This window comes from Micromonospora sp. M61 (assembly GCF_018070245.1).
Lineage (GTDB): Bacteria > Actinomycetota > Actinomycetes > Mycobacteriales > Micromonosporaceae > Micromonospora > Micromonospora zamorensis.
The window spans coordinates 32,938-52,614 of the sequence record NZ_JAGPYA010000050.1; the positions used below are offsets into that span (position 1 = coordinate 32,938).

General features: G+C 70.1%; 19 protein-coding genes and 1 pseudogene. 17 read left to right on the plus strand and 3 right to left on the minus strand.

Features of this window, described 5'->3' with window-relative positions; translation table 11 throughout:
- The first annotated feature begins 40 nt into the window (after positions 1 to 40).
- The 12 genes and pseudogenes from KBX34_RS24820 to KBX34_RS24875 all read left to right on the plus strand — a co-directional run bounded on the left by KBX34_RS24820 (position 41) and on the right by KBX34_RS24875 (position 11,975).
- The gene (locus KBX34_RS24820) at positions 41 to 1,093 is read left to right on the plus strand and encodes an LLM class F420-dependent oxidoreductase (protein ID WP_030332780.1); all 1,053 of its coding nucleotides are present in this window, start codon (positions 41 to 43) and stop codon (positions 1,091 to 1,093) included.
- Complete coding sequence (locus KBX34_RS24825) at positions 1,090 to 1,926, plus strand: undecaprenyl-diphosphate phosphatase (RefSeq protein WP_088948055.1); 837 nt, start codon at positions 1,090 to 1,092, stop codon at positions 1,924 to 1,926. The genes KBX34_RS24820 and KBX34_RS24825 overlap by 4 nt, the downstream gene beginning before the upstream one ends.
- A 173-nt stretch (positions 1,927 to 2,099) precedes the next feature.
- A complete protein-coding gene (locus KBX34_RS24830) occupies positions 2,100 to 3,557 on the plus strand; it encodes a sugar porter family MFS transporter (RefSeq protein WP_210794126.1) in 1,458 nt (485 codons plus the stop codon).
- A 173-nt stretch (positions 3,558 to 3,730) separates the two neighbouring features.
- Positions 3,731 to 4,033, plus strand: coding sequence for an urease subunit gamma (locus tag KBX34_RS24835; RefSeq protein WP_088948057.1), 303 nt, complete (start codon positions 3,731 to 3,733; stop codon positions 4,031 to 4,033).
- Positions 4,034 to 4,076: 43 nt separating this feature from the next.
- A pseudogene (locus KBX34_RS24840) lies at positions 4,077 to 4,412 on the plus strand (urease subunit beta); the annotation flags it as partial.
- A gap of 174 nt (positions 4,413 to 4,586) precedes the next feature.
- The gene (locus KBX34_RS24845; RefSeq protein WP_088948059.1) at positions 4,587 to 6,305 is read left to right on the plus strand and encodes an urease subunit alpha; all 1,719 of its coding nucleotides are present in this window, start codon (positions 4,587 to 4,589) and stop codon (positions 6,303 to 6,305) included.
- Between the two features lie 60 nt (positions 6,306 to 6,365).
- A complete protein-coding gene (gene ureE / locus KBX34_RS24850; RefSeq protein ID WP_210794125.1) occupies positions 6,366 to 6,929 on the plus strand; it encodes an urease accessory protein UreE in 564 nt (187 codons plus the stop codon).
- 22 nt (positions 6,930 to 6,951) lie between these two features.
- Positions 6,952 to 7,629 (plus strand): urease accessory protein UreF, encoded by a 678-nt coding sequence (locus KBX34_RS24855; protein ID WP_247672187.1) that lies wholly within the window; start codon positions 6,952 to 6,954, stop codon positions 7,627 to 7,629.
- Between the two features lie 66 nt (positions 7,630 to 7,695).
- The gene (gene ureG, locus KBX34_RS24860) at positions 7,696 to 8,325 is read left to right on the plus strand and encodes an urease accessory protein UreG (RefSeq protein WP_210794123.1); all 630 of its coding nucleotides are present in this window, start codon (positions 7,696 to 7,698) and stop codon (positions 8,323 to 8,325) included.
- Complete coding sequence (locus KBX34_RS24865; protein ID WP_210794122.1) at positions 8,322 to 9,239, plus strand: urease accessory protein UreD; 918 nt, start codon at positions 8,322 to 8,324, stop codon at positions 9,237 to 9,239. The genes ureG and KBX34_RS24865 overlap by 4 nt, the downstream gene beginning before the upstream one ends.
- A gap of 21 nt (positions 9,240 to 9,260) precedes the next feature.
- Positions 9,261 to 10,286, plus strand: coding sequence for an urea transporter (gene yut / locus KBX34_RS24870; protein ID WP_210794121.1), 1,026 nt, complete (start codon positions 9,261 to 9,263; stop codon positions 10,284 to 10,286).
- A 27-nt stretch (positions 10,287 to 10,313) separates the two neighbouring features.
- On the plus strand, positions 10,314 to 11,975 hold the full coding sequence (locus KBX34_RS24875; RefSeq protein ID WP_307871487.1) for an ammonium transporter: 1,662 nt from the start codon (positions 10,314 to 10,316) through the stop codon (positions 11,973 to 11,975).
- Between the two features lie 27 nt (positions 11,976 to 12,002).
- On the opposite strand, the gene KBX34_RS24880 is transcribed toward KBX34_RS24875, so the two are convergent.
- Positions 12,003 to 12,731 (minus strand): YoaK family protein, encoded by a 729-nt coding sequence (locus KBX34_RS24880; RefSeq protein WP_210927216.1) that lies wholly within the window; start codon positions 12,729 to 12,731, stop codon positions 12,003 to 12,005.
- Positions 12,732 to 12,890: 159 nt separating this feature from the next.
- Between KBX34_RS24880 and KBX34_RS24885 the strand changes: the two genes are divergently transcribed.
- The 4 genes from KBX34_RS24885 (at position 12,891) to mshC (ending at position 16,433) form a co-directional block, all read left to right on the plus strand.
- Complete coding sequence (locus tag KBX34_RS24885) at positions 12,891 to 13,613, plus strand: MSMEG_4193 family putative phosphomutase (protein WP_210927218.1); 723 nt, start codon at positions 12,891 to 12,893, stop codon at positions 13,611 to 13,613.
- Positions 13,614 to 13,728: 115 nt separating this feature from the next.
- Positions 13,729 to 14,313, plus strand: a complete 585-nt coding sequence (locus tag KBX34_RS24890; RefSeq protein WP_088948067.1) for a DUF3090 domain-containing protein — start codon at positions 13,729 to 13,731, stop codon at positions 14,311 to 14,313.
- On the plus strand, positions 14,310 to 15,128 hold the full coding sequence (locus KBX34_RS24895; RefSeq protein ID WP_210794119.1) for an SCO1664 family protein: 819 nt from the start codon (positions 14,310 to 14,312) through the stop codon (positions 15,126 to 15,128). Before KBX34_RS24890 ends, KBX34_RS24895 begins: the two co-directional genes overlap by 4 nt.
- A 66-nt stretch (positions 15,129 to 15,194) precedes the next feature.
- Positions 15,195 to 16,433 carry a cysteine--1-D-myo-inosityl 2-amino-2-deoxy-alpha-D-glucopyranoside ligase gene (mshC, locus tag KBX34_RS24900; RefSeq protein ID WP_210927220.1) on the plus strand — a complete coding sequence of 413 codons (1,239 nt, stop codon included), beginning with the start codon at positions 15,195 to 15,197 and terminating at the stop codon, positions 16,431 to 16,433.
- Between the two features lie 297 nt (positions 16,434 to 16,730).
- Here the strand turns inward: mshC and KBX34_RS24905 are convergent, their stop codons facing one another.
- Both KBX34_RS24905 and KBX34_RS24910 read right to left on the minus strand, forming a co-directional pair.
- Positions 16,731 to 17,522 carry a GntR family transcriptional regulator gene (locus tag KBX34_RS24905; RefSeq protein WP_088948070.1) on the minus strand — a complete coding sequence of 264 codons (792 nt, stop codon included), beginning with the start codon at positions 17,520 to 17,522 and terminating at the stop codon, positions 16,731 to 16,733.
- Between the two features lie 126 nt (positions 17,523 to 17,648).
- A complete protein-coding gene (locus KBX34_RS24910) occupies positions 17,649 to 18,518 on the minus strand; it encodes a PAC2 family protein (RefSeq protein WP_030332815.1) in 870 nt (289 codons plus the stop codon).
- 277 nt (positions 18,519 to 18,795) lie between these two features.
- On the opposite strand from KBX34_RS24910, the gene KBX34_RS24915 reads away from it, so the two are divergent.
- The coding region (locus KBX34_RS24915; protein WP_247672195.1) for a homocysteine S-methyltransferase family protein at positions 18,796 to 19,677 on the plus strand (882 nt) is incomplete at its 3' end.

Sequence of the window (19,677 nt, forward strand, 5' to 3'; positions counted from 1 at the left end):
GTAACCTGGTGCGACCTGTGCCACGGATGGGGGAGGACCAGTGCGACTCGGGCTCAGTCTCGGATACCAGACGGCGTGGAGCACACCGGCCGACCACCTGGCGTTGGCCCAGGAGGCCGACCGGCTGGGTTACTCGGTGGTGTGGGCGGCGGAGGCCTACGGCTCCGACTCGCCCAGCATGCTCGCCTGGATGGCCGGCCAGACCGAACGGATCGACGTCGGCGCCGCGGTGATGCAGATCCCCGCGCGTACGCCGGCGGCCACCGCCATGACCGCCGCCACCATCGACGCGCTCTCCGGTGGTCGGTTCCGCCTCGGCCTGGGCGTCTCCGGCCCGCAGGTCTCCGAGGGCTGGCACGGTGTGCGGTTCGCCAAGCCACTCGCCCGGACCCGCGAGTTCGTCGACATCGTCAAGCTGGCCATCGCCCGCAAGGAGGTGGCGTACGACGGCGAGCACTACACGTTGCCGCTGCCCGACGGCCCCGGTAAGGCCTTGCGGCTGGGCTTCCACCCGCCACGCGAGCACATTCCGATCTACCTGGCGGCGGTCGGCCCGAAGAACCTGGAGCTGGCGGGCGAGATCGCCGACGGCTGGCTGGCCGTGTTCTACGCCCCGGAGTTCGCCGAGGAGCAGCTCGCCTCGGTCCGCGCCGGGCGGGCCAAGGTCGGCAAGGAGTTGGCCGGGTTCGACGTGGTGCCGTCGGTGCCCGTGGTGATCGGTGACGACGTGGCCTCCTGCGCCGAGCTGGTGCGCTGGTACGCGGCGCTGTACGTGGGTGGCATGGGCAGCCGCCAGCAGAACTTCTACAACCAGCTCGCCACCCGGATGGGTTACGGCGACGCCGCCCGCGAGGTGCAGGACCTGTATCTGGCCAAGCGGCAGCGCGACGCCGCCGCCGCCGTACCGATGGAGTTCATCGACCGCACCTCGCTGCTCGGCCCGAAGGAGCGCATCGCCGAGCGGATGCGGGAGTACGCTGCCGCCGGCGTCACCACGCTGTCGGTGACCCTGTTCGTGGCGGACCGGGACAGCGGGGTGCAGACCCTGCGTACCGTCGCCGAGGCGCTCGACCTCTCCGGAGTTGGCGAGTGACCTGGGTCGAGGCCATCGTCCTGGGCATCGTCCAGGGACTGACCGAGTTCCTCCCGGTCAGCTCGTCGGGGCATCTGCGGATCACCTCGGCGATCTTCTTCGACCGTGACGCCGGGGCGTCGTTCACAGCGGTCACCCAGCTCGGCACCGAAGCGGCCGTGCTGATCTACTTCGCCAAGGACATCTGGCGGATCACCCGGACGTGGCTGGTCGGCATCAGGGACAAGTCGGTGCGCTCCAGCCTCGACTACCGGATGGGCTGGTACGTGATCGTCGGCTCGATCCCCATCGGGCTGTTCGGCTTCCTGTTCAAGGACCAGATCAAGACCGCTGGGCGCAACCTGTGGGTGGTGGCGACCACGCTGATCGTGTTCGCCTTCGTGCTGGCGTTCGCCGAATACTGGGGGCGGCAGACGCGTACCCTGCAGAACTTCCGGATGAAGGACGGCGTGGTGATGGGCTTCGCCCAGGCCATGGCGCTGGTGCCCGGGGTGTCCCGCTCCGGCGGCACGCTCACCGCCGGCCTGTTGCTCAACCTCACCCGGGAGGCCGCGGCACGCTACTCGTTCCTGCTGGCCATCCCGGCGGTGGTGATGTCCGGCGTGTTCAGCCTCGGGGACGTCTTCGAGCCGTCCGCCCCGGGCACGTCCGTGCCCACCGTGGCGCAGACGATCGTGGCCACCGTCATCGCCTTCGCCATCGGCTACGCGGCCATCGCGTGGCTGTTGCGCTACGTCGCCCACCACACCCTGTACGTCTTCGTGCTGTACCGGGTCGCGCTGGGCACCCTGGTCCTGGCTCTGCTGATGACCGGCACGATCAGCGCCACCTGATCCGCCCGCACTTCGGCCCCCGCCCCCTCGCAGAGGAGGCGGGGGTCTTTCCGTGGCCAAGGCGGGCCGTTTCCGCTGGTCCGCACAACGAGGACTTAGCGGTTCTATTCTCCTGATATCGGGCTGTCTCCCCGGGTGGGATCTGTCGGTGGCTCGCGTCGGAGGGGGCGACCGTGACTGCCAGCGCTGGCCCGAAGCGTGGCCGGGGGCGGCCACCGAGACGCAACCTCGTCGCGGTCGTCTCGATCGTCGTGCTCTCCGGTGCGTTCTTCGGCTACGACCAGGGCGTCATCAGCGGTGCGCTCCGCGACATTCGCCAGACCTTCCACGCGGACACCTTCGCCGTCGAGGTGGCGGCGAGCTGGGTGACCCCTGGGGCGCTGGTGGGCGCGCTGCTCGGCGGCCACCTCGCGGACCGGATCGGTCGCCGCGGGGCGCTGTGGGTCGCCGCCGCCACGTTCGCGGTGGGCACGATCCTGCAGGCGACCGCACCGGTGATCGGGGTCATGTTCGGCGCGCGGTTGATCCTGGGGCTGGGCATCGGGGTGGCCTCGGTCGCCGGGCCGATGTACGCGGCGGAGGCCGCGCCGGAACGGATCCGCGGCAGCCTCCTGGCGGTCTACCAGTTCTCCACCACGTTCGCCATCTTCATCGGTTACCTGGCCGACGAGCTGTTCGAGGCCGGCAACTCCTGGCGTTACCTGCTGGTGGCGGCGGCGCTGCTGGGTGTGGCCCTCGCCCTGGTCACCACAGTGATCCCCGACTCGGCCGTCTGGTACTTCGGACGGGGGGACCGGCGCCGGGCGGAGGCGTCCCTGCGGGCGACAGTGCCCGAGCGGAACGTGCCTCAGCGACTGCACGCCATCGAGGAGAGCCTCTCGGCCGGCAAGGCGGGCTGGCGGGAGGTGCTGTCGCCGCAGTGGCGGCGCCCGTTGGCGCTCGGTGTCGGCATGGCGCTGTTCCAGCAACTGACCGGGATCAACGGGATCATCTACTACGCCGACGAGATCTTCTCGTCCGCCGGGTTCCACACCCCGCAGGCGCAACTGGCGGCGACCACCTGGGCGATCGGCGGGGTCGACTCACTCTTCACGCTGGTCGCGGTCGCCTTCCTTGACCGGCTGGGTCGCCGGCCGCTGCTGCTGGTCGGGCTGCTGGGCATGGCGGTCTCGCTCGTGGTGGTCAGCATCAGTTTCGCCAGGATGGCCCCGGCGGCGCGGACGGCGGGAGCGACCGGGCACCATCCCACCGACGCGGGCATCTTCCTGCTGATCGGTGTGGTCATGTTCGTGGCGTTCTACGCGATGTCGATCGGGCCGACCGCCTGGACGGTCATCAACGAGATCTTCCCGGGCCGCATCCGTGGCCGGTGCGTGGCGATCGCCTCCGCCACCCACTGGGGCACCGAGTACCTCATCACGCAGTTCTTCCTGAGCATGTTGGATGCCCTGGGGAGATCGGGAGTGTTCGCCCTCTTCGCCGGCACCTGTGTGCTCGGCTTTCTGTTCGTCTGGCGGTACCTGCCGGAGACCAAGGGCAGGACCCTCGAACAGATCCAGCAGATGTGGCAGACCGACGCTCGTGCTCGGCGTCCGCACCGTGCCGATGACCGGTCGACCGGTACGGCGTGATTCACGCCTTCTGACCCGCGACGCAGGGGCGAGGCGTACGGTCGATCCGAAGCCGCCCAAAACGGATCAGTAGGACAAAGCACCTCATTAGGGTCAAGCGTAAGCGCTCACCCTGTGGCGAGTCCTCTCGGCGCAATGGCGGCTCCCGACCGACAGTCGCGAAGGACCAGGACGTGCATCTGACACCAAGGGAATTCGACAAGCTGACGATCCTCTCGATGGCCATCGTCGCCAACGCCCGCAAGGCCAGGGGGATCAAGCTGAACCACCCCGAGGCCGTGGCGGTGATCTGCGCCGCGGCCCTGGAGGGGGCCCGGGAGGGCAAGACCGTCGAAGAGGTCATGAACGAGGCCCGCAGCACCCTCAGCGCCGACGACGTGATGCCGGGCGTGCCGGACATGCTGCCCATGATCCAGGTCGAGGCGGTCTTCACCGACGGCTCGCGACTGGTCACCGTGCACTCACCGATCCGATAGGCGCAGCCAACCAGAGGCGATCTCCAGGAAGGTGGAGCAGGAAATGGCCAAGCAACATCCCGGCCCCAACTCGAAGCACGTGCGACCCATCGGGGGCTACGTGCTGAGCGACCAGCCGTTGGAGCTGAACGCGGGGCGGCCGGTCACCGAGGTCGTCGTCCAGAACACCGGCGACCGACCGATCCAGGTCGGCTCACACTTCCACTTCTTCGAGGCCAACCGGATGCTCGCCTTCGATCGCGAGGCGGCCTTCGGGCGGCGGTTGAACATCCCGGCGACGACCTCCATCCGCTTCGAGCCGGGCGACAAGAAGACGGTCGAGCTCATCCCCTTCGGCGGACAGCAGCGCGTGTACGGATTCAACGGCCTGGTGCAGGGGTGGAGCGGCAGCGAGTCGACCCCCAGCTACCGGCCGGACCGCACCGAGGCGATCCACAACGCCAGGACGCGGGGCTTCAAGTTCGCCCCGGAGCAGCAGGACAGCCCCAAGGACAAGAAGAAGTAGATCCGCTATCCCGCAGGGCTGCCAGCCTCGGGCAGGAGAGATGATTCGATGAGCCAGATTTCGCGGCAAGAATATTCCGGAATGTACGGCCCGACGACGGGCGACCAGATCAGGCTCGGCGACACCGACCTGTACATCGAGATCGAAAAGGATCTCCGGGTCCTCGGCGACGAGGTGATGTACGGCGGGGGCAAGACCCTGCGCGACGGCATGGGGGTCAACAACCAGTACACCAACGCGCAGGGTGGCCTCGACCTGGTCATCACGAACGTGACGATCGTCGACGCGACCCTCGGCGTGATCAAGGCCGACGTCGGTGTCAAGGACGGCAAGATCGCCGGCATCGGCAAGGCCGGCAACCCGAACATCATGGACGGGGTCACCCCCGAGCTGGTGACCGGTCCGGGCACCGAGGCCATCTCCGGCGAGCACCTCATCCTGACCGCCGGGGGCATCGACACGCACGTGCACCTGGTGACGCCGCTGCAGGCGTACGCCGCCCTGAGCAACGGCGTCACCACCCTGTGGGGCGGCGGCACCGGCCCGACCGACAGCACCAACGGCGTCACCATCACCCCGGGTCCGTGGAACCTCCACGCGATGATGCGGGCCTTCGAAACCATCCCGATCAACATCGGTCTGATGGCGAAGGGCAACAGCACCGGCCGTGCGCCGCTGGTCGAACAGATCATGGCCGGCGCGCCGAGCTTCAAGATCCATGAGGACTGGGGCGCCCCGCCGGCGGTGATCCGGGCCTGCCTGGATGTCGCCGACGAGTTCGACGTGCAGGTCAGCATCCACACCGACACTCTCAACGAGAGCGGCTACCTCGAGGACAGCATCGCCGCGTTCGAGGGCCGGACGATCCACACCTTCCACACCGAGGGCGCCGGTGGTGGGCACGCGCCGGACGTCATCAAGGTCGCCAGCCAGATGAACGTGCTGCCCAGCTCGACCACGCCGACGGTGCCCTACGGCATCAACAGCCAGTCCGAGCTGTACGACATGATCATGGTCTGTCACAACTTCAACCCGCAGGTCCCCTCGGACGTGGCCTTCGTGGAGAGCCGGATCCGGACCGAGACGATCGCGGCCGAGGACGTCCTGCTCGACGAGGGCGTCATCTCGATGATGCAGAGCGACTCGCAGGCCATGGGGCGCGTCGGCGAGACCTGGCTGCGGACCATCCAGCTCGCCGGGCAGATGAAGACCGCGCGCGGCAAGCTCGCCGAGGACTCCAGCGCCAACGACAACTTCCGGGTGCTGCGGTACGTCGCCAAGATGACCATCAACCCGGCCATCACCCAGGGGATCTCGCACGTGCTGGGCTCGGTCACGCCGGGCAAGATGGCCGACCTCGTGCTCTGGGAGCCGGCCTTCTTCGGCGCGAAGCCGAAGCTGGTCCTCAAGGGCGGCATGATCGCCTGGTCGATCATGGGTGACCCGAACGCGTCACTGCCGACCCCGCAGCCGGTCTACTACCGGCCCTCGTTCGCCGCGTACGGCAGCCAGCTCGCCAAGACCTGCGTGACCTTCGTGTCCCGGGCGGCGCACGAAGCCGGCATCGCCGAGGAGCTCGGCCTGCAACGGCAGGTCATGCCGGTCTACCGGACCCGGGGGCTCACCAAGCGGGACATGGTCCGCAACGACCGGCTTCCCAAGCTCGAGGTCGATCCGGAGACGTTCGCCGTGAAGATGGACGGCGTCCACGCGACGGTGCCGCCGGCCCGGAACCTGCCCCTGAGCCAGCTCTACTTCTTCAGCTGACCCCGTTGGGACCGTCTCGTACGTGCCTGGTCCCGGCACACCGACCGAGAGGAGAGGCCCGTGCTCGTCGAGACGGTGCTGGGCAACATGAACGAGCCCGACTGGACGCTGCGCCTGAAGGAAGCGCGCATCGACGACCTGGTCCTCGACCAGTGGGACGCCCAGAAGAGCCGCATCCGCAAGATGACCAGTTCCGGGTCGGAGCTGTCGGTGGCGCTGGCGCGTGGCGTCCGGCTGCGCGACGGCGACGTCCTCGCCTGGGACGACCTGACCGCCACCGCGGTGGTGGCCCGGGTGCAGTTGGGCGAGGTGATGGTGGTCCACCTCGACAAGCTGCGCGGCGAGTCAGCCGAGCTGCTCATCCGCTCGGCCGTCGAGCTCGGTCACGCCATCGGCAACCAGCACTGGCCGGCCGTGGTCAAGGGCACGAAGATGTACGTCCCGTTGACCGTGGACCGCAAGGTCATGGACTCGGTGATGCGCACCCACGCCTTCACCGGGATCACCCACGAGTTCGTTCCCGGCACTGAGGTCATCGCGTACCTCGCGCCGCACGAGTCGCGGCGGTTGTTCGGTGGCGCCGACTCGACGCCGCACTCCCACCTCCCCGCCGACCTCAACTGAGCGGGGCCGGACGGTGCGCACCATGGCGGAAACCCTGAAGCTGCTGCAGTTCGGCGACTCGGTCTTCCCGGTCGGCGCCTTCTCCTTCTCCAGCGGTCTGGAGATGGCCGTCCAGCACGGCGTCGTGCACGATCGGGAGACCCTCCAGGACTACGTCCGGACCGTCACCCGGCTCGCCGCCACCGGGGACGGTGTCGCCCTGCTCGCCGGGCACCGTGCCGCCGTCGCGGGAGACCTCGACCGGATCCGGTGTGCCGACGAGGCCGTCCACCTGCGCAAGATCAACGAAGAGATGCGGACGATGTCCGTACGCATGGGGCGCAAGCTGGCGGAGGCCGCGACCCGGATCGTCGGGGAGACCCTGCTCAAGAAGCGGCTCGGCGAGTCGGCGTCGGGCGCGCCGGTCACCTACCCGGTCGCGCTCGGTGTGGTCTTCGCCGACCTCGGGGTGCCCGAGGAGGACGCGTTCGCGGCCCACCAGTACGGCGCCGCCTCGACGGTGCTCAGCGCCGCCATCCGGTTGATGCGGGTCGACCACCTCGACGCGCAGTCGATCCTGTTCGCGGTCAACGAGAAGGTCACCGACGACTACCGCGACGTGCGCACCGCCGACCTCGACGACATGCAGAGCTTCGGACCGCACATCGACGTCCTGGCCGGCGCGCACCAGCACATCCACGTGCGGATGTTCATGAGCTGAGAGCTGACCTCCGCGATCCACACGTTTCTGACCCTCAACACGTCTCCCAGAAGGACTGGTCACATCATGAAGTCGGCAAGTCGTATCGGCGTAGGCGGCCCGGTGGGCAGCGGCAAGACCGCGATCATCGAGGCTGTCGTGCCCCGTTTCGTGGACAACGGGCTGCGCGTACTGGTGATCACGAACGACGTCGTCACCACCGAGGACGCGAAACACGTCCGGCGCGCCCTGACCGGGGTCCTCGTCGAGGACCGGATCCTCGGGGTGGAGACCGGGGCCTGCCCGCACACCGCCGTGCGCGAGGACCCGAGCATGAACCTGGCGGCGGTGGAGGACATGGAGTCCCGGTTCCCGGACAGCGACGTGGTGCTGATCGAGAGCGGCGGCGACAACCTCACGCTGACGTTCAGCCCCGCCCTGGTCGACTACTTCATCTACGTCATCGACGTGGCGGCCGGCGACAAGATCCCGCGCAAGAACGGCCCGGGGATCTCCAAGTCCGACATCCTCGTGATCAACAAGACGGACCTCGCCCCCTACGTGGATGCCGACCTCGATCTCATGGCCCGCGACGCGGACGTGACGCGCAACGGCAAGCCGGTCATGTTCACCAACTGCAAGACGGGTGAGGGCATCGACGAACTCGTCTCGTTGATCCGCCGCAACGCGCTCTTCGACGCCGAAGTGGTCGCATGATCACACTGGACGGTGCGCGGGAACTGGCACCGTACCAGGACCAACCGGCACAGCTGCCCGCCGCGTCCAACGGCAAGGTCGGCGTGCTGCGCCTCGGGTTCGAACGGCGCGGTGACCGGACGATCCTGCACGACCTCTACCGGCAGTCACCGCTGCTCGTCCAGCGGGCGCTCTACTGGGACGAGGAGATGCCGCAGCTTCCCTGCGTCATGATCCTCACCACCTCCGGCGGTGTGCTCCAGGGCGACCGCCTGCACATGGACGTCGACCTGGCACCGGGCAGCCAGGCGCACCTGGTCACCCAGGCCGCCACCAAGATCCAGGAGATGGACGCGAACTACGGCTCGCAGATCCAGCGCTTCACCCTGGCCGAGGACACCTATCTCGAATACCTCCCGGAGCCCGTGATCCCGTACCGGGGCAGCCGGTTCGTCACCGACACCCGGGTGCGGCTCCCGGAGAGCGCCACCATGCTCTACGGCGAGGTCCTCCAACCCGGCCGGAAGTACTACCGCGACGGGGAACTCTTCGCCTACGACCTCTTCTCCTCCTCCCTGGGCGCGGAGCGGCCCGACGGCCGGCAGTTGTTCGTGGAGAAGTTCGTGGTGGCTCCCGGGCAGTTCCCAGTGGCGCGGCTCGGCGTCATGGATCGCTTCCACATCTTCGGCAACGTCGTACTCCTCACCAGCCCGGAGCGGGCCGCCCGCGTCTACGAACGGACCTCGACGCCGGTCTGGGACGAGGAGACGCCGCTGGCCAGCGCCGTCAGTCGACTGCCGAACGACGCGGGCCTCATCTTCAAGGTCCTCGGCCAGGAGACGGAGCCGGTCCGTGCCGCTGTCCGTGCCTTCTGCGTGGCCGCCCGCGAAGAGGTGACCGGCCGGACCTTCCCGCCGGCCTTCAGTTGGCGATGACGGATCCCCGAGGAGAATGCCGTGACGAGCGTGACCCGCAGCTGGGACAGGCTGAGTGACCACAACCCTCTGATCGGGTTCGTCGACGCCTGCCTGCGCGGGCCGGCACAGGTCGTCCTGCAGAACAACCCGCTCACCGGGCTGCTCGTCCTCGTCGCGATCGCCTGGGGAGCGTTCGAGAACGGGCAACCACGGATCCTCGGGGGAGCGGTCCTCGGTCTCGTCGTCGGCACCGCCACGGCCGTCGCCCTGCGGGTGGACGAGCCCTCGTTGCGCAAGGGACTGTTCGGCTTCAGCCCACTGCTGACCGGGATCGCCGTCCCGACATTCCTCGACGACCGGCCGTTGATGTGGCTCTACCTGGTGCTCGGAGCGATCGCCACGACAGTTGTCACCCTGGCCCTGAACGCGATCTTCAAGACCTGGGGCCTGACCGCGTTCACCATGCCGTTCGTGCTGACCACCTGGGTGCTGCTGCTGGCCGCGTACCAGTTCGACCGGTTCACCGTGCTGACCAACCTGAAGCCGATGTTTCCCGGCGAGGGGCAGTTGACCGGTGGGCGCTTCGACTGGGACCTGGTCCCCACCTTCCTGCGCGGGGTCTCCCAGATCTATCTGATCAACAGCTGGGTCACCGGCCTGATCATCCTGGTCGCGCTGCTGGTCAACTCCCGCTGGTCGGCGCTCTTCGCGGTGATCGGCGCGGTCGGCGCGACACTGCTGGCGCTCTGGTTCGGCGCCGACGCGGCCTCCCTGGACAAGGGCCTGTTCGGCTTCAACGCGGTGTTGACGGCGATCGCCGTTGGTGCGGTGCTGCACCGTCCCGGAGCGCTGGTGACCCTCTACACCCTCTTCGGCATCGCCCTGACGCTCTTCGTCCAGATGGCCCTGGCGACAGTGCTCACCCCACTGGCCATCCCGGTGCTCACCGGACCCTTCAACATCGCCACCTGGTTGCTGCTGCTGCCCAAACGGCACTTCGCGCCGGTGCCCAACCACGAACGCGCCAAGGAGACCGTCGTCTCGACGGTGAAGCACTCCGTCTGACCGTACCGAGAGGAGAGGTGAGCTTCCGTGCTCGCTCAGGACGCGGTGAACTCGGGCGACACCGCCTGGGTGCTGGTTTGCGCCGGCCTCGTGTTGTTCATGACCCCGGGCCTGGCCGTCTTCTACGGTGGAATGGTCCGCACCCGCAACGTGCTCGCGATGTTGCAGCAGAACATGGTCGCGCTGGGGGTCGTCAGCCTGACCTGGGTGCTGGTCGGCTACACCATCGCCTTCGGAGACGACGCCGGCACCGGCCTCTTCGGCAACCTCGAACTCTTCGGGCTCAACGACCTCCGGGTCCCGCCCGCGCCCCACCTGCACGTGGTCACCGGCCAGGTGACGATCCCGACCCTGGCGTTCGTGGCGTACCAGATGATGTTCGCGGTGATCACGCCCGCGCTCGTCACCGGCGCCACCGCGGGCCGGCTGAAGTTCGCCGGCTGGGTCGCGTTCCTGGCGATCTGGTCCATCGTGGTCTACGCGCCGGTCGCGCACTGGCTCTGGCACCCCGACGGCTGGCTGGCGCGGTTCGGCACCCAGGACTGGGCCGGTGGGATGGTGGTCCACGCCTCCGCGGGAGCCGCGGTGCTCGGCACCCTGCTGGTCGTCGGACGCCGCCGTGGTTGGCCCCGCACCGCGTCCCCGCCCAACTCCATCCCGCTGACCATCCTCGGGGCGGGCATCCTCTGGTTCGGATGGTTCGGCTTCAACGGCGGCGATGGACTCCAGGCGAACGGGCTCGCCGCCCAGGCGCTGATCAACACCCATCTCGCGGCCGCCGCCGGCATGCTCGTCTGGCTGGTGGCGGAGCGGTTGAAGGACGGCCACAGCACCGTCGTGGGTGGCGTCTCCGGAGCTGTCGCGGGGCTCGCGACGGTCACCCCCGCCGCCGGGTACGTCAACACGCTCTCCGCCATCGCCATCGGAGCGATCGCCGGAATCGTCTGCCACTTCGCGTTGCGGTTGAAGTATCTGCTCCGGCTCGACGACGCGCTGGACGTCCTCGCGGTCCACTTCGTCGGCGGCATGCTCGGCTCGCTGCTGGTCGGCTTCTTCGGCGACAGTGGCGTCAACCCGCTCGGCAAGGACGGTCTCCTCTTCGGCGGAGGCGGGTCCCTGCTCTGGCACCAGATCGTCGGCGTGGTCGCCGTGGTGGCCTTCTCCTTCGTGCTCAGTTGGGCGATTGCCGCCGCCGTGCAGGCCGTCCTCGGGCTCCGTGCCCCCGCCGACGAGCAGGACAACCTCGACCACGCCCAGCAAGACGCCGACGCGTACCACCTGGGCGGTGTTGCGGGCCTCAACGGCACTGGCGCACCGCAGCGTCGACGCGAACCCGGACGGGAACGCGGCGCCGAACGGCCCGCCCGGCCGGCCCAGAACGCCCGGCTGGTCACCGCGACGGTCAATCCGACGCTGCTGCCGACCACCCGGGAGCTACGCGACGCCCTGGTCGGTGCGGGAGCCACCTCGATCGTGCTCTTCGACGCCACGGTCTCCACCGCCGAACCGACTGCCCGTTCGCTGCCCCGGGGCTACTGGCAGGACCAGGACCTCGTGGGCCGCGCCCGGGTCGAGGTCGTGGTGGAACGCGAGGCGGTGTCCGCCGTGCTGGACGTGCTGGGTCGTTACGGTGCCGAGCGCTCGGAGTGCTTCGTGCAGGACGTCCAGCTCGCGACGGACGTCCGCTGAGCTGGTGCACGTCGGCGCGGGCCTCGGTCACCTCTTCGACCGGCGGGAACGGAGCAGGAACGACAGGGCGGACAGGGCGAGCGTTCCCCAGGCCGGCACCCAGAGTGGTTGTTGCTGCGCCAGCGTTCCGATGCCGCCTCCGGTGGCGTAGCAGAGCAGTGCCAGGAGCCCGAGGAAGGTGCCCTGGCGGGCCTGCTTCCGGCGGGTGTCCGGTCCGGCGAGCCAACGCCCGACGCGTTCGCCGATCTTCGCCACCGTGCCCGACTGGTAGGTGATGTGGGTGGTGATCCCGGCCGTGCGGACGAACAGGGTCGCCAGCGCGCCCATGGCAAAGCCACCCGCGGCGGCCAGCGCGATCCGCGGCGGCCCGCCCTGCCGGCCGTGGTGGAGCAGGACGTTGAGCACCGCCCAGAGCGCCAGCGTGGCCACGGCGCAGGCGAGTCCCCGTAAGGACGGCGACCACGGGCTCCGTGCCGCGCGTACCTGTGAGACCACGCCCGTGCCGGCGGCGAACGCGATCAGTGAGGCCGCGGACTCGGGCCAGGCGGCGTGTCGTCCGGCCAGGCCGATGCCCAGGAGGACGGCGTTGCCCGACTGGTTGGCGACGAACGCTCCGTAGCGCAGGAAGGCGAACGCGTCCACGAAGCCGGCGATGCCGGTGGTGAGGGCGAGGACCAGGAGCGGGCGCCGGAACTCCCCGTACACGTCCTGCGGGTCCGAGATGGCCGAGGCCTGCGCGGGTGCCGGGTCGCCCATCGCCTTTCACACCCTCCGGACAGAGGGCCCGGACAACCCGGGCATTCGGTATTTTACCGCCAAGGCAGCGGCTCGATCCGTTTCCCGTCCGATCCCCTCGGGCGACGCGGACACGGGCAGGCCGGAGGGCGATGCTGCCGGTCGGGCGCAGGTCATAGGGTGGTCCCCGTGGCGACCCTTCTGCTTTTGCGACACGGCCGGACGACCGCGAACGCCGACGGCGGCCTGGCCGGCCGCCAGCCGGTCGAGCTGGACGAGACGGGCCGGGCCCAGGCGGCCGCGGTCGGCGAGCGGCTGCGGTCGGTGCCGCTCGCCGCGGTGGTGACCAGCCCGCTCATCCGGTGCCGGCAGACCCTGGAGCTCGCGCTGCCCGACGCCGACCCGCTCGTGGAGGAGGGCTTGATCGAGTGCGGCTACGGAGCCTGGGAGGGACAGCCACTGAAGAAGCTGGCGAAGGAGCCGCTCTGGCCGGTGGTCCAGCAGCACCCCAGCGCCGTGGTCTTCCCGCAGGGTGAGGCGATGGCGGCGATGGCCGCACGGGCGGTCGCGGCGGTGCGCGCATGGGATGCGCGGATCGCCTCCGAGCACGGCCCGGAGGCGGTCTGGCTGGCGTGCAGCCATGGCGACGTGATCAAGGCGATCGTGGCCGACGCGCTCGGCGTACACCTTGATCTTTTTCAGCGGATCGTGGCCGACCCGGCGTCGGTGACGGCGATCCGGTATACGACGCTGCGGCCGTTCCTGCTGCGGCTCAACGACACCGGGGGCGACCTGGCCGCACTCGCGCCGCCGCCACGCAAGCGCCGTCGGGCGGCGCGGGCGGCGACGAGCGCGGCCGACTCCGACGCCCCGGTGGGCGGCGGCGCGGGGGCCGGCCGGTGAGCCGGAGTGCGCCACGCCCGGGTGCAAGGGCCGGTGCGCCGGGCGTGGCGGGGACCACGGTGATTCGGGTCGGTGGGGTGCGCGGTGCCATGGCGGGCCGGATAGGGTCGTGGGTATGACCCACCAGGTGCACGCCTTCGAACCGCCGGAGCGGTTCGTCGCCGGGACTGTCGGGCCGCCGGGGGAGCGCACGTTCTTCCTGCAGGCTCGCGGCGGCGGCCGGCTGGTCAGCGTCGCGCTGGAGAAGGTCCAGGTGTCCCTGCTCGCCGAGAAGCTGGAGGAGCTGCTCACCGAGGCACAACGTCGCTTCGGGGTGGATCTGCCCGAGCTGGCGCCGGTGATCGGCGACAACGAGCCACTGGACACTCCGGTCGACGAGGAGTTCCGGGTCGGGACCCTCGGGCTGGCCTTCGACGTGGACACCGCGACCGTGGTGATCGAGGCGATCGCCGCGGGCGAGGTGGAGCCCGAGGTCGAGCTGGGCGACGAGGACGACGAGGACGAAGACGACGACGAGGACGAAGAGCCGGACGAGGACCTGGACCGGCTCCGGGTCCGGCTCACCCCGCAGGCGACCCGCCAGTTCATCGAGCGGGCCCGGCGAGTGGTCAACGCGGGCCGGCCGCCGTGCCCGCTCTGCGGCCAACCGTTGGACCCCGCCGGGCACCTGTGCCCGCGGCACAACGGTTATCACCGGTGACCTCGTCCGGCCTCCAGCCTCGCCAGGACGGCGACGCCGCGCTGCGGCTGCTGCGTGACGGCGTGCTCGACCTGGAAGGTCGGCTGGTCGACGCGTCCAACACGACCCTGCGCGGCATCCTGACCCTGGAGGGCGTCACCGCCCGCTGCGTCTACAAACCGGTCCGGGGCGAGCGCCCACTGTGGGACTTCCCCGACGGCACGCTGGCCGGCCGGGAGGTCTCGGCATACCTGGTCTCCAGGGCGACCGGTTGGGACCTGGTGCCGCCCACCGTGCTGCGCGACGGCCCGTTCGGCCCCGGCTCCTGCCAGCTGTGGATCGACGAGCCGGAGGACGCCGAGCCGCTGGTCGGGTTCCTGCCGGCCGGTGAGCTGCCGCCACGCTGGTTCCCGATCGCCGCGGCCCGCGACGACGACGGCGCCGCGTACGCCCTCGCGCACGCCGACGACCCGCGGCTGGCCCGCCTCGCGGTGCTCGACGCAGTGATCAACAACGCGGACCGCAAGGGCGCTCACGTGCTGGTCGGTGCCGACGACCGGATCTACGGCGTGGACCACGGGGTGAGCTTCCACGTGGAGGACAAGCTACGTACGGTGCTCTGGGGTTGGGCCGGCAAGCAGCTGCCCGCGGACGCCGTGGAGATGCTCGACGGGCTCGCCGGGCAGATCGCCGGCGCGCTCGGCGCGGAGTTGGCCGACCACCTCACCATCAGTGAGGTGACCGAGGTGGCCTCCCGGATCGACCGGTTGCGCGAGACCGGTCGCTTCCCGCAGCCACCGGAGGACTGGCCGGCGATCCCCTGGCCACCCATGTGACCCGTTGTCATCTTGATCACCCGTGAGGCGCTCCGACCTCGTCGTCGGGCTGGCTAGGCTGATCCCATGGAGTCTTGGGCGGGACACGAGGTGCCACGGCTGCCGGGCAGGGGCAAGCCGTTGGCGCTGTACGACTCGGCGCGGCAGGGTGTCCACCCGAGCGAACCGGCCGACGCGGGGAGCATGTACGTCTGCGGCATCACCCCGTACGACGCCACCCACCTCGGCCACGCCGCCACCATGATCACGTTCGACCTGGTGCAGCGGATGTGGCGGGACGCCGGCCGCCCGGTGCGCTACGTGCAGAACGTCACCGACATCGACGACCCGCTGCTGGAGCGGGCCGCCCGCGACGGCGAGGACTGGGTGGTCCTGGCGATGCGGGAGACGGCGCTGTTCCGCGAGGACATGGAGGCGCTGCGGATCATCCCGCCGGAGCACTACGTGGGCGCTGTCGAGTCCATCCCGGACATCGCCGACAAGGTCGAGGTGCTGCTCAAGGACGGCGCCGCGTACCGCCTCGACGACGGCACCGGCGACGTCTACTTCGACATCTCCGCCACGGGCCGGTTCGGCTACGAGTCGAACCTGACCCGCGAGCAGATGCTGGAGATCTTCCCCGAGCGCGGCGGTGACCCCGACCGCGCCGGCAAGCGCGACCCACTGGACCCGCTGCTGTGGCGTGGCGCCCGCGAGGGGGAGCCGTCCTGGCCGGGCGGGGAGCTGGGCCCGGGCCGCCCGGGATGGCACATCGAGTGCGCGGTCATCGCGCTGAACCTGCTCGGCGACCGGATCGACGTCCAGGGCGGCGGCAACGACCTGCTGTTCCCGCACCACGAGGCGTCCGCCGCGCACGCCGAGCGGCTCACCGGTCAGGCGCCGTTCGCCGAGCACTACGTGCACGCCGGGATGATCGGCCTGGACGGCGAGAAGATGTCCAAGTCCCGCGGCAACCTGGTCTTCGTGTCCCGGCTGCGCGCCGACAAGGTCGACCCGATGGCGGTCCGCCTGGCGTTGATCTCCGGGCACTACCGCAGCGACCGCACCTGGACCGACGAGCTGCTCACGACCGCCAAGGAGCGCCTGGACCGTTGGCGGCGGGCCGCCGCCGCGCCGGCCGGGCCGTCCGGGGCCGAGCTGCTGGCCGGCGTACGCGAGCGCCTGGCCGACGACCTCGACACTCCCGGTGCCCTGGCGGTCGCCGACCGCTGGGTCGAGGCGACCCTCGCCGGCGCCACGGACGACGCCGAAGCGCCCGCCCTCTTCGCGAACACGGTGGACGCCCTCCTGGGCATCCGCCTCTGACACCTCTCCCGGCAGACGGCACGCGTGCCGCAGCGCCGCGCGCCTCGCCGCGGCGGGCGTGATCGACTCGCTGCGGCGCCGCGCGCCTCGCCGCAGCGGGCGTGATCGACTCGGCTTTCAGGAAGTCGCGGTGTCCGGGCCGGTGTGATGCCCCGATTTCCTGCAACCAGAGTCGATCACCGCGACGCCCCCGTCGATCATGAGGTTGACGGGCGGTTTGATCTCCGCCGGACCCGTCAACCTCATGATCAACGGGATGGGCGCGGATCGCGCGGGGCGTGGGCGGGATTGGTGGGGTCAGCCCAGGACCAGGCCGGGGTCGGGCTCCGGGTCGGGGGTCGGGGCGGGGATCTTGTATTCCTCGGTGAGGGTCGTCATCGGGCCGGGCCAGGTGGCCTGGGCCACCTCGATCGGCTTGTGGTGCGTGTCGTACGCGACGTGCAGCAGGTGCAGCACCGGGGTGTCCGGCCGGATCTGGAGTGTCTCGGCCTCCTCCCGGCTGGGCTGGCGGGCGCTGATCGTGTCGGTGGCGGAGACGTACCGCCGCCCGGTGGCTTCCTCCGCCTCCTGATAGAGGGGGCGGCCGAAGGCCTCGGTGCGCTCCAGCGAGGTGCCGGCGGTGTCGCGGGGCAGGAACCAGGACGCGCCGACCTCGACGGGGGAGTCGTCGGTGCGGACGAGGTGTCGCCGGCAGAGCAGGTTGGTGCCGTCGGGCACCCCGAACGCGTCGGCGACCTCGGCGGGGGCGGGGGAGTGGCCGACCGAGACGAGTTGTTGGCGGTACCGGGCGGCCAGGTCGGTGTGGTAGCCGCGGAAGCCGCCGTACCGCCCTCGGGAGAGTCGGTTGAGTCGGCGGCGGGTGCCCCGGACGTACGTACCGGAGCCGGGTTTGGTGATCAGGATGCCCTCGACCCGCAGCTGGTCGACGGCGCGTTGCACGGTCTGCTTGGCGACGCCGAACATCTCGGCGATGGCCGGGATGGACGGCAGTCGCTCGCCGGGTCCCCAGTCGCCGCGGCGGACCTGGGCCTTGAGCTGCGTGGCAATCTGTCGGTGCGGGAACTCGGCGGCCCCGGGATTGATCTGCACACCCGCCTCCTTGATCACATCTAGGTTCCTAGGATGCCCTAGCGGGTGTGACGGCGCCACCCCGGACACGCCAAAAAACGGGCCCTCGGACCAGAGAAGGTCCGAGGGCCCGCAGTGAACAGTTGGCTACCAGGAGCCGGCGGTCGGGCCGGCTGAACCGCCCCGTCGGCGCAGGTACTTCTCGAACTCCTGGGCGATCTCGTCGCCGGTCAACGGGGTGATGCCCTCGTCGCCGACCCGTTCCTCCAGCTCACGGACGTATTCGCCCAGCTCGGCGTCCTGCTCGGCGGCGCTGCGCACCCGCTGCTCCCACTCGGCGGACTCCTCGGCCAGGTCGGCCATCGGCACCGGCAGGTCGACGACCTCCTCGACCCGGTGCAGCAGGGCGAGGGTGGCCTTGGGGCAGGGCGGGTTGTTGGCGTAGTGCGGCACGTGCACCCAGAACGACACGGCGTCGACCTCGGCGCGGGTGCAGGCGTCGTGCAGCACACCGACGATGCCTGTCGGCCCGTCGTAGCGGGTGGGGGTGAGCTGGTAGCGCTCGGCGGCCTGCGCGTCGGACGCACTGCCGCTGATCGGCAGCGGCCGGGTGTAGGGAACATCGGCCAGCAGTGCGCCGAGCAGCACCACCCGTTCGACCTCGAGGCTGTGGCAGATCTCCAGCACCTGCTCGCAGAACGTCCGCCAGCGCATGCTCGGCTCGATGCCGCGGATCAGCACCACGTCGCGGTCGGTGCCCTCCGGGCTGGCCACCATGAACCTGGTCGTCGGCCACTCCACGCGGCGCGTCTCCCCGTCGGCCATGGTGATGGTGGGCCGGCTGACCTGGAAGTCGTAGAAGTCCTCCGGGTCCAGCTCGGCGATCTGCCGCGCGTTCCAGACCTGTTCCAGGTGCTCGACGGCCGCGGTGGACGCGTCGGCGGCGTCGTTCCAGCCCTCGAAGGCGGCGATGGCCACCGGGGACCGCAGCACCGGCAGTCCGTCGAACTCGGTCACGCCGTCACCTCACCCTGCTCGTCGCGGTCGGCGCCGGGATCGCGCCCGGTCGTCATACCGTGTGGCACAGCGGCGTCCCTGTTGTCCTTCACGTCCGCCAGCCTACGTGCCGGGCAGGGATGCGGCCCGTCGGCCGCGCCGGTCCACCGGACCGACGACCGGTCATACACGAACGAACCAGACAGGGTGATCCCGCTGACACAATATGGGATCGGGTGCCGAGGGGCGCTGGGTGCGGTGGGGACGGCACTAACCTGAACGGGTGCGGACTTCGTTGATGGATGTGCTGGCCGACCGGATTCTCATCGCCGACGGGGCGATGGGCACGATGCTGCAGGCCGCGGACCTCACGCTCGACGACTTCGACGGCCTCGAAGGGTGCAACGAGATCCTCAACGTCACCCGGCCGGACGTGGTGCGTGGGGTGCACGACGCCTACCTGGCCGCCGGCGCGGACTGCGTGGAGACCAACACGTTCGGCGCCAACCTGGCCAACCTCGCCGAGTACGACATCCCGCAGCGCATCCGGGAGCTGTCCGAGGCGGGCGCCCGCATCGCCCGGGAGGCCGCCGACGCGGCCAGCACCCCGCAGCGGCCCCGGTTCGTGCTCGGGTCGATCGGGCCGGGCACCAAACTGCCCACCCTCGGGCACGCCGCCTACGCGACCCTGCGCGACGCGTACCAGGAGAACGCCGCCGGCCTCATCGAGGGTGGCGCGGATGCGCTGATCATCGAGACCTGCCAGGACCTGCTCCAGGTCAAGGCGGCCGTGGTCGGGTCGAAGCGGGCGATGGCCGAACTGGGCCAGTCGGTGCCGATCATCTGCCACGTGGCGGTCGAGACCACCGGCACGATGCTGGTGGGCAGCGAGATCGGTGCGGCCCTGGCAGCGATCGAGCCGCTCGGGGTGGACCTGATCGGGCTCAACTGCTCGACCGGCCCGGCGGAGATGAGCGAGCACCTGCGGTACCTGTCGCAGCACTCCCGCATCCCGCTGTCGGTGATGCCGAACGCCGGCCTGCCGGTGCTGACCGCCGACGGGGCGTACTTCCCGTTGACTCCCGTGGAGCTGGCCGAGGCCCTGGAGCGGTTCATCACCGAGTACGGCGTGGGGCTGGTCGGCGGCTGCTGCGGCACCACCCCGGAGCACATCCGGGTG

Bases quoted from the DNA above. Each gene is read 5' to 3' on its own strand.
- KBX34_RS24845 (WP_088948059.1), top strand. From the start codon at position 4,587: ATGAGCCAGATTTCGCGGCAAGAATATTCCGGAATGTACGGCCCGACG.
- KBX34_RS24855 (WP_247672187.1), top strand. From the start codon at position 6,952: ATGGCGGAAACCCTGAAGCTGCTGCAGTTCGGCGACTCGGTCTTCCCG.
- ureG (WP_210794123.1), top strand. From the start codon at position 7,696: ATGAAGTCGGCAAGTCGTATCGGCGTAGGCGGCCCGGTGGGCAGCGGC.
- KBX34_RS24865 (WP_210794122.1), top strand. From the start codon at position 8,322: ATGATCACACTGGACGGTGCGCGGGAACTGGCACCGTACCAGGACCAA.
- KBX34_RS24880 (WP_210927216.1), bottom strand. From the start codon at position 12,731: ATGGGCGACCCGGCACCCGCGCAGGCCTCGGCCATCTCGGACCCGCAG.
- KBX34_RS24890 (WP_088948067.1), top strand. From the start codon at position 13,729: ATGACCCACCAGGTGCACGCCTTCGAACCGCCGGAGCGGTTCGTCGCC.
- mshC (WP_210927220.1), top strand. From the start codon at position 15,195: ATGGAGTCTTGGGCGGGACACGAGGTGCCACGGCTGCCGGGCAGGGGC.